5 protein-coding genes are annotated in these 7,833 nt (G+C 70.4%); 1 reads left to right on the top strand and 4 read right to left on the bottom strand.

Going from position 1 to position 7,833, the window contains the following annotated elements; translation table 11 throughout:
• Together FNH05_RS26520 and FNH05_RS26515 are read right to left on the bottom strand one after the other, a co-directional pair.
• Positions 1 to 982: sensor histidine kinase (locus tag FNH05_RS26520; protein WP_144591437.1), on the bottom strand; the 982-nt coding region annotated here is incomplete at its 3' end.
• Positions 983 to 1,178: 196 nt separating this feature from the next.
• Positions 1,179 to 2,093, bottom strand: coding sequence for an alpha/beta fold hydrolase (locus FNH05_RS26515; protein WP_246127954.1), 915 nt, complete (start codon positions 2,091 to 2,093; stop codon positions 1,179 to 1,181).
• A gap of 466 nt (positions 2,094 to 2,559) precedes the next feature.
• Here FNH05_RS26515 and FNH05_RS26510 point away from each other — a divergent pair, with 466 nt between their 5' ends.
• Positions 2,560 to 3,879 (top strand): nucleobase:cation symporter-2 family protein, encoded by a 1,320-nt coding sequence (locus FNH05_RS26510; protein ID WP_342781621.1) that lies wholly within the window; start codon positions 2,560 to 2,562, stop codon positions 3,877 to 3,879.
• Here FNH05_RS26510 and FNH05_RS26505 read toward each other — a convergent pair.
• Both FNH05_RS26505 and FNH05_RS26500 read right to left on the bottom strand, forming a co-directional pair.
• Entirely contained in the window at positions 3,876 to 4,211 is a 336-nt protein-coding gene (locus FNH05_RS26505) for a DUF7716 domain-containing protein (protein ID WP_144591435.1), read from the bottom strand. The two genes, FNH05_RS26510 and FNH05_RS26505, sit on opposite strands and share 4 nt — an antisense overlap.
• Entirely contained in the window at positions 4,208 to 7,708 is a 3,501-nt protein-coding gene (locus FNH05_RS26500) for a DUF6531 domain-containing protein (protein WP_144591434.1), read from the bottom strand. Before FNH05_RS26500 ends, FNH05_RS26505 begins: the two co-directional genes overlap by 4 nt.
• Between the last annotated feature and the right edge of the window lie 125 nt (positions 7,709 to 7,833).

Below are 7,833 nucleotides of genomic sequence, written 5' to 3'. Positions count from 1 at the left end.
CCACCATGATCTCCCTGTTCCCGTAGCGCACCTGAACCGTGGTGCGACTGCCGTGCGCGTATTTGAGGGCGTTCGTCAAAGCTTCTTGCACCACGCGGTAGGCCGTTGCTTCGGCGCTGCCGGTCGCCTCGCTCCGGCTGCCTTCTTCGGCGAACTCCACCGGCTGACCGGCCTGCCGGGTCTGCTCCACGAGGGTGCGGAGATCGCCTGGGGACGGGCTTCGCCCCTCGGCGTCGTGGTCGGGGTTGAGCAGGTCGAGCAGGTGCCGCAGGTCCGTGATGGCCCGGCGGCCGGAGTCCGTGATGGCGGTCAGGGCCTGGTCGAGGCGCTCGGGAGAGCCGGTCAGGTAGCGCGCCGCTTCGGTCTGCACCACCATCGCGGTCACGTGGTGCGTCACGACGTCGTGGAGCTCGCGGGCGATGCGGGTGCGTTCGGCGGTGCGGGTGGTCTCGGCGACGTGGCGGCGGCGCTCCTCCTCGGCGGCACGGGACTGCCGCAGCCAGCTCCCGATCCCCCACGCGAGAGCCAGCGCCAGGTAGAACGTGACGAACCCGGTGACGCCTTCGGTCGTCTCGTTCCGCGCGAGGGCGATGGCCAGCGGTATGTAGGCCGCCGAAGCCAGGGCCACGGTGGTCCACCGGAACCGGTCCAGGTGGGCTGCCGTGCTGACCAGCGCGAGCGGCAGCGCGGTCCCCGCGACCGTGTGGTAGCCGCGGAGCTGGTCGAGGGCGAAGCCGATCGACACCAGGACAAGGCAGACGGCGGGCCACCGCCTGCGGATGATCAGCGGGAGGCATTCGAGGGCGACCACCACGATGCTCAGCGCGTCCATGGGACGGGCGGGCACGTCCCCGAGTTGCGTACCGTGGTTGTCCAGGGTGGGCACCACCGAAGCCAGGGCGAGCACCAGCGCGAGCGGGGCGTCCCGGACCGTGACGTCGAACCGTCGCCACCGGTCCGTGCCGCGCCGGAGGTCGATCACCCGACGAGGGTAGCGGCAGGGCGGGGATCTCCCCGTGCCGGGCCGGGATCGTGATCCGGTCCGGCACGGGGAGACGGGAAGACCGTCCGGAACGTGCGGGCGAGCAGCGCGGGCCGCCGGGCGGGGGCCGGATCCTGGAAGGGAATCCCACCTCGATCCGGCGGCAGGTGACGCGGCAGGTGACGCAGTGGGCCGGTTATTTCCCGGCCTCCGCGGTGACGCGCTGGATGGCCTGCACGGCGACATCGGGCTGGTCGACGTAGATGTAGTGGCCGCTGTTGGGCGCGGTGGTCGCCTTGCTGTGGCTGGACAATTCGAGCCACTTGCGCTGTCCTTCGGACCACGCCTTTTCCAGTCCGGCCCCGTACTCGGGAAGGGCGGCGAGATAGGGCTGCCCGTGCTGGATCACTTCCACCGGGATGTCGCCGGCGGAATCCACCTTCCCGTCCTGGAAGGCCAGCTTCTCCGGGTTGTCGCCGCCGTAGACCGCGATGCTCTGTGCGCGCAGGTCGGCCGCCGGACCGGTGGCGGACTCCGGGATCAGGGTCTTGGTGTCGGCGATGATGGTCGACGGGGTGGCGTCCATCAGGACCAGCCCCGCGACCCTGTCGCGATGGGCGGGAGCGTACCGGGCGGCGATCAGCCCGCCCAGGGAATGCCCGGCCAGCACGACCGGGTGGCGGCCGGCGACCCGGTCCAGCACGCCGGTGAGGATCTTGCCGGTGCTGTCGAAGCTCTGCGGGCCGTTCGGCTGGTCGCTCGCGCCTTCGCCGAGCCGGTCGTAGGAACAGACCCGGCCCTTTTCGCTCAGCGTCTTCTGGAAGTCGGCCATCTTGTCCAGACCGTCGCCCAGGCCGGGCAGCAGGACGACGACCGGCCGGTCTCCGGCCGCGGCACCCGAACAGGACACGTTCACCGACCGGCCGTCGACGGTGATCTTCACGGTGCCGGAGATCGGATCCGGATCGGAGGTGCGGGCGCTGGCCACGGTCGACGGCGTCGAGGCACCCGCGTCCGAGTCCGAGTCCTCGTCGCATCCGGCGAGCACCGGTCCGCCCACGGCACAGAACAGTGCGACGAAAGCGGTTGCCCTGACATTGCGGAACATCATTACTCCATGAAGGGTATTTCGACGCCATCCGATTCCCGGCGCCGATCCGGATTCCGCAGCCGGAGCGCTGCGGGTGCCCCGAACGCTATCGGCCGGACGGGCCGGGATCATCACCGTGCGGTGGACACCTGCGGGTAGCTCGCACGGGGGACAACGCCACCGTGGCCGGCGGTGACGGGCCCTTTTGGACACGCCGCGACCGGTTCGGTCACTTCCACTTAGGACTCGTGCGGGAATTCCGGACGAGCAACGCCGGGCCGACCAAGGCCCCGAACTCTCCGGAATGGATTCGAGCTCCGCGGCCGGCGCGGAGTGGCTGAACGCGCCCGTCGCCCTTGGTGAAGGGTCAGTAGGGTGGATATCGAGCGCCCGGTCGCGGTAAGCAACGAGAACAGCTCATGGCCCTGTCGACTCCACCGATCGGAGTTCCGCGATGTCTTCTCCCCAACGACCGATCGGGAGCACTTTGAGCGCGGCCCGAACCGTCCTGCTCGGCCTGCAGCACATGCTGATCATGTACACCGGCTGCGTCACGGTTCCCCTCGTGTTCGGCGCCGCCGCCGGTCTCGACGAGCGCACGATCGGGCTGCTGGTCAACGCGGACCTGCTGGTCGCGGGCATCGTCACCGCCGTGCAGAGCCTGGGGCTCAAAAAGGTCCTCGGGCTGCGGATGCCGGTCGTCACCGGTGCGACCTTTTCCGCGCTCACCTCGATGATCCTGATCCAGGGGCAGTACGGCGTGCGGGCCGTCTACGGCGCGATGCTCGCCGCCGGCGTGTTCGGCCTGCTCGTCGCGGTCCCGTTCTCGCGGCTGATCCGCTTCTTCCCGCCGCTGGTCACCGGCGTGGTGATCACTGTCGTCGGGCTTTCGCTGATCGGCACCGCAGGGGGAATGATCGCCGGGCCGGACCCGGCCGCGGCGGACTACGCCTCGATCAGGCGGCTCGCGCCGGCCGCCGCCGTGATCGCGATCATCGTCCTGCTGGCCAGGGTCGGGCGCGGGTTCGTCGGCCGGATCGGGGTCCTGCTCGCGCTCGTCCTCGGTACCGCGCTCGCGGTCCCGTTCGGATTCGTCGACTTCTCCGGGCTCGCCGCGGCCCCGTGGTTCGGGCTGACCAGCCCCTTCCTGTTCGGCGCACCGAGCTTCCCGGTCGCGGCCGTGGTGTCGATGTGCATCGTCATGCTGGTCATCTTCACCGAGTCGACGGCCAGCATCATGGCCGTGGGCGAGGCGACCGGCGATCGGGTCGACAGCCCCCGACTGGCCCGGGGCCTGGCGACGGACGGCTTCTCCGGCCTGCTCGGCGGGGTGTTCAACGCCTTCCTCGACACCGTCTACGCCCAGAACGTCGGCCTGATCGGCATGACCAGGGTGACCAGCCGCTACGTCACCGCGGTGACCGGTGCCATCCTCGTCGTGCTCGGCCTGGTGCCGAAGATCGGCGGACTGGTGGCCGCGCTACCCGGCCCGGTCATCGGCGCCGCGAGCCTCGTGCTGTTCGCCATGGTCGCCATGGTCGGCATCTCCACCCTGCGCCGAGCCGAACTCGACCACGGCCACAACCTCACCATCGCCGCGACCGCGCTGGGCGTCGGCCTGCTGCCGGTCTTCGTGCCGCACTTCTACCACGCCTTCCCGGCCGCGGTTCAGGTCATCGCCGGCAGCGGGATCATCGACGCCGCCGTGGTCGCCTTCGGGCTCAACCTGCTGTTCAACCACACCGGCCGGAAACCGGCCGCCGAGGACACCGAGAGCGGCACCGACGGGGCCGGAGCGGGGAACTAGCCGACCGTGAGGAAGGCGTCGTGGTCCACGAAGTAGGCGATCGCGCGGAGGGTGAGCTCCGTGGACGGGTCGCCGATCTGCTGCCGGAGATTGCCGAGGATGTCCTCGATCTCTTCCTTCAGCAGCGCCGTGTTCCAGTCGCGCTCGGCCGCCTCGGGCGGCACGTCCTCGTCCTCGTCGAGATCGGCACTGTCCGCGACCAGGCAACCGTCTCCGGGGGAGGAGGGCCCGCTCCCGAAACACACCATGTCGCTGCGCCGCAAGGACGGCAGCGCGCCCAGAACCTCGCCCCAGGTCGTCAGCCAGGGCCTGGCCTCATCGGTACCGGTCATCGGCGCCGGCCACCTCCCCAATTCTCCATGCCGCCGCGGCCACCCGGGTGGAGCGACCCCTGGACGGGGCCGGGCCCCGCGTGGTGCGCCCGGGGAACGAGCTGCAGTGTGCCCGGCCGGTTGGCTTCGTGGTGCCAGGTTAGATCCTCGTGCGGGGAGGTGCGCGGGAAGGCCCCACGGGGTCCCGGCTTCACGTTGTCGACAATGCCCGGGTACTGCTCGTTCATGGCCTTCGCGAAGGCCGGATCGGATTCGAAGGCGGCGTGCAACTGGCGGTTGCCGACCGCGAAATGGTGCTTGTCGCTGCGGCCGGGGAAGTCCTTGGCGGGGTCGAGCTGGGCCTCGTAGGCCACCGAATAGGCGGGGCTGCTTTCCGGCCGCTCCGGCAGCGGGGGGTCGCAGCTCTCCGCCAGTCCCAACGGGTCGATCCAGTGCCAGGGGTTGCGCACATAGCCGCTCGGGTTCGGGCCACCGGCCAGTCCCAGCGGATCCTTGCTGCAGTAGCGCCCGGAGACCGGATCGTAGTAGCGCTGGAAGTTGTAGTGCAGGCCGGTCTCCGGATCGTGGTACTGACCGGGAAAGCGCCAGGGTGTCGAAGCGGTGTTCGTCACCTCCCCCAATGCCGTGCCCCACAACGTGGTGGCGGAGCGCCAGGCCGTGTTGCCCGACGGGTCGACCAGTTCCGTCGGCGTTCCCACCAGGTCGGTGACGATCGAGTAGAACCGGCTGTCCACCCATTCCCGCGAGCCCTGCGGATCCGGAACGCGTTCGACCTGCGTCGCGGGCCGGTAGCTGCGGGGCTCGTAGTTCCAGCTGACCGCCAACCCGGAGCCGTGGGTCTGCTCCGCGATCGCCGTGCCGTCCCAGGAGAAGTCGACCTGTTCGAGGAGGAGGCCGTCCGGGGCAAGCCGCTGCTTGGCGATGCGGCGCCCGAGCGCGTCGTAGAGATAACGCCAGCGCGTGCCGTCCGGGGTGATCACGGCGGTCAGGCGGTCCTCGGCGTTCCAGGAATAGCGCCACACGGCGGGCTTCGCGGAGAGCCGCTTGCGCGTCCGCAGCACCACCCGCCCCTGTGCGTCGTGCCCGTAGCGGACATCGGGCGATGCGGCGAGATTGCCCGCCCGGTCGTAGGCGTAGCTCTCGGTGAACCCCGGTCCTTCGACGCCGGTCACTCGGCCGGCCGGGTCGAGGTCGAAGGACCGCGTGCCGTCCCGGTCGACGACCGCCGAGAGCAGGCCGCCGGGCCCGTACCGGTATTCGCGGCGGCGGATCGGGCGAGCGGTCGCGCGCCCGCCGGCCACTGTGGACAGTGTCTGGGCCGTCATCCGGTCGGCGATGTCCCAGCTCTGCGCGAGGATCGTGCCGGTGTCGAGCAGGCGCTCGGTCTCGCGGCCCGCCGGATCGTATCCGAAGGAGACCGTTCGCCCGCCGGTCCGCAGCGCGACGGGCTGATGCCGCGCGTCGAAACTCCATTCGCTCTCGGCGCCGGTCGGGGTGCGGCGGTACACCCGGCGGCCGAGCACGTCGTAACGCGAGGAAACGGTCCGCCCGTTCACGGTTTCGGCCAGGACACGGCCCAGCAGGTCGCGCTCGAAGACCACGTCGGCGTGTGCGTTCACCGCGCGCACCATCCGGCCGATGGCGTCGAACTCGAACCGCGCGGTGTCGTCGGACGTCCGCTGTTCGACGACGTGGCCCCGAGGGTCGCGCACGTAGTCGACGGCTTCACCGGCTCCGTTGACCCGCCGGACGAGTTGCCCGGCCGCGTCGTAGTGGTAGACGAGCTCGCGTCCGTCGAAATCCCGCTCCCGGACCAGGTTCCCGGCCGCGTCGTAGTCGTAGTGCCAGACCTGGCCCACGGGGTTGATCACCTCGGCCAGCCGGAGCTCCCGGTCGTAGCGGAACTCGGTGCGAGCGCCGTCGGGGTCGATCTGCGCCGCGGGGAGGTCGAAATGCGTGGTCAGCATCCTGGTGACGCGGCCGTCCGCGGTGACGTGTTCGACCCGGTTGCTCTCGCCGTCGTAACGCCAGTGTTCGGTGGCACCGCCCGGATCCGTGCGGGTGAGCATCTCGCCCTCCACGGTCCAGGTGAAGCGCGTGACGCGCCCGAGTTCGTCGGTGACGCTCGCCAGCCTGCCGAACTGGTCGCGGGATCCCCGCGTGGTCGCGCCGAGCGGATCCGTGACCGCGATCGGCAGGCCGGCGGCGTTGGTGACAAGGCTCCGGGCGTTTCCCATCGCGTCCACAACGGACGTGAGGTGGCCGCGCTCGTCATAGCCGAACCGGGTCCGGGCACCGAGTGGATCGATGGTCTCGACGCGGTTCCCCCGCCCGTCGTAGCGGTGGCGCCACACCGCGCCGTTCGGGTCGACCACCGTGGCCGGCAGACCGAACTCGTTGTACTCGGCCAGTTCCTGGGTGCCATCGGGCCGGGTGACGGTCGTGAGGTTGCCGGCCTCGTCGTAGGTGTAGCGGGTGACTCGCCCGAGCGCGTCGGTGACGGCGGCGAGGCGGTCGTACCCGTCCCACTCGCGGAGCACCTGGTGGCCGAGCGGGTCGATCTCCCGGACGATCTGATAGGCCTCGTTGTAGTGGTAGGTGCTGGCGTTGCCGAGCGCGTCGGTGTAGACGGTGACCCGGTTTTCCGTGTCGTAGAGCCAGGTACCGGTCAGCGCGCCGCCGGAGCCCTCGGTACGGACCACGCGGCCTCGTCCGTCGTACTCGTACCGGTACCACTCGCCGTTGCGGTCCTGCCAGCGGGTGATGCGGCCGGCCAGGTCGTAGTCGAACAGCATCGGACGGTCCGAGGAGTTCAGCACCTCGGCCAGCTGCCGCCGCTCGTTGTAACGGAACCGCTTCAGCACAATGTCGGTGTCGGTGACGGTGCGGGTGTCCCGGTCCTGCTCCTGGTTCTGGTCCGCGAGCAGCCGCAGCCCGGTGACCAGGCCGTCCGCGGTGTCCACGCCGATCCGGTACCCCCCGGAATGAACGATCTCGACCGGTGAGCCGGCGCTGTCGTAACGGAATTCGATGCGGTTGCCGTTGCGGTCGGTGATCTCCGCGACCGGCCGCACCGGCGCCTGGGTGGGCTGGAAACTCAGGACCTGGTTGCGCTCCGGTCGGTTGATGCGGTACGTGCCGTCGTCCGCGCGTTCGAGCGGCCAGCGCGGCCCGGCTGCCGGGAGGACCGGATGGCCGTTCGCGCCGGGGAGGGGATAGCGCAGCCGCGCGCCGTCTTCGTCGGCGAAGTAGATCGCGTCGTCTTCGATTTCGATGCGCTGGTCCAGTGTGGACGCCCAGCTTCGGCCGAACCAGCGGCCGACGCGGTAGTCGGAGAAATGGGTCCGCCGGAGCACCAGTGGCAGCACGCCGGGCAGTTCGAGATCCGTCTGGCCCATGAACATCTGACCGGTGGTGAGGTCCACCGGGTCCCCGGAGCCGGGGGCGCACTGCTTCTGCCGTCCGTCGGCCTGCGGGTCGCCGCTGTTCTCCTTCATCGACGGGTCCCCGCCTGCGCCCTCGTGGGAGGGAGGCGTGCCGTCGCCACCCGCCGACGCCGATGGCGGGTCGGAAGGGTGGTCTCCGGCACTGGTGGTGGGGGCATCCTCGCCCGCGGGGGTGG

It is taken from the genome of Amycolatopsis rhizosphaerae, assembly GCF_007713715.1.
In the GTDB taxonomy this organism is placed as follows: domain Bacteria; phylum Actinomycetota; class Actinomycetes; order Mycobacteriales; family Pseudonocardiaceae; genus Amycolatopsis_E; species Amycolatopsis_E rhizosphaerae.
The sequence above is the reverse complement of the archived record's forward strand: the minus strand, read 5'-3'. Positions and strand labels throughout refer to the sequence as shown.

Excerpts from the sequence above, each read along its gene's own strand:
- FNH05_RS26515 (WP_246127954.1), bottom strand. The coding sequence starts at position 2,093 with ATGATGTTCCGCAATGTCAGGGCAACCGCTTTCGTCGCACTGTTCTGT.
- FNH05_RS26505 (WP_144591435.1), bottom strand. The coding sequence starts at position 4,211 with ATGACCGGTACCGATGAGGCCAGGCCCTGGCTGACGACCTGGGGCGAG.
- FNH05_RS26500 (WP_144591434.1), bottom strand. The coding sequence starts at position 7,708 with ATGAAGGAGAACAGCGGCGACCCGCAGGCCGACGGACGGCAGAAGCAG.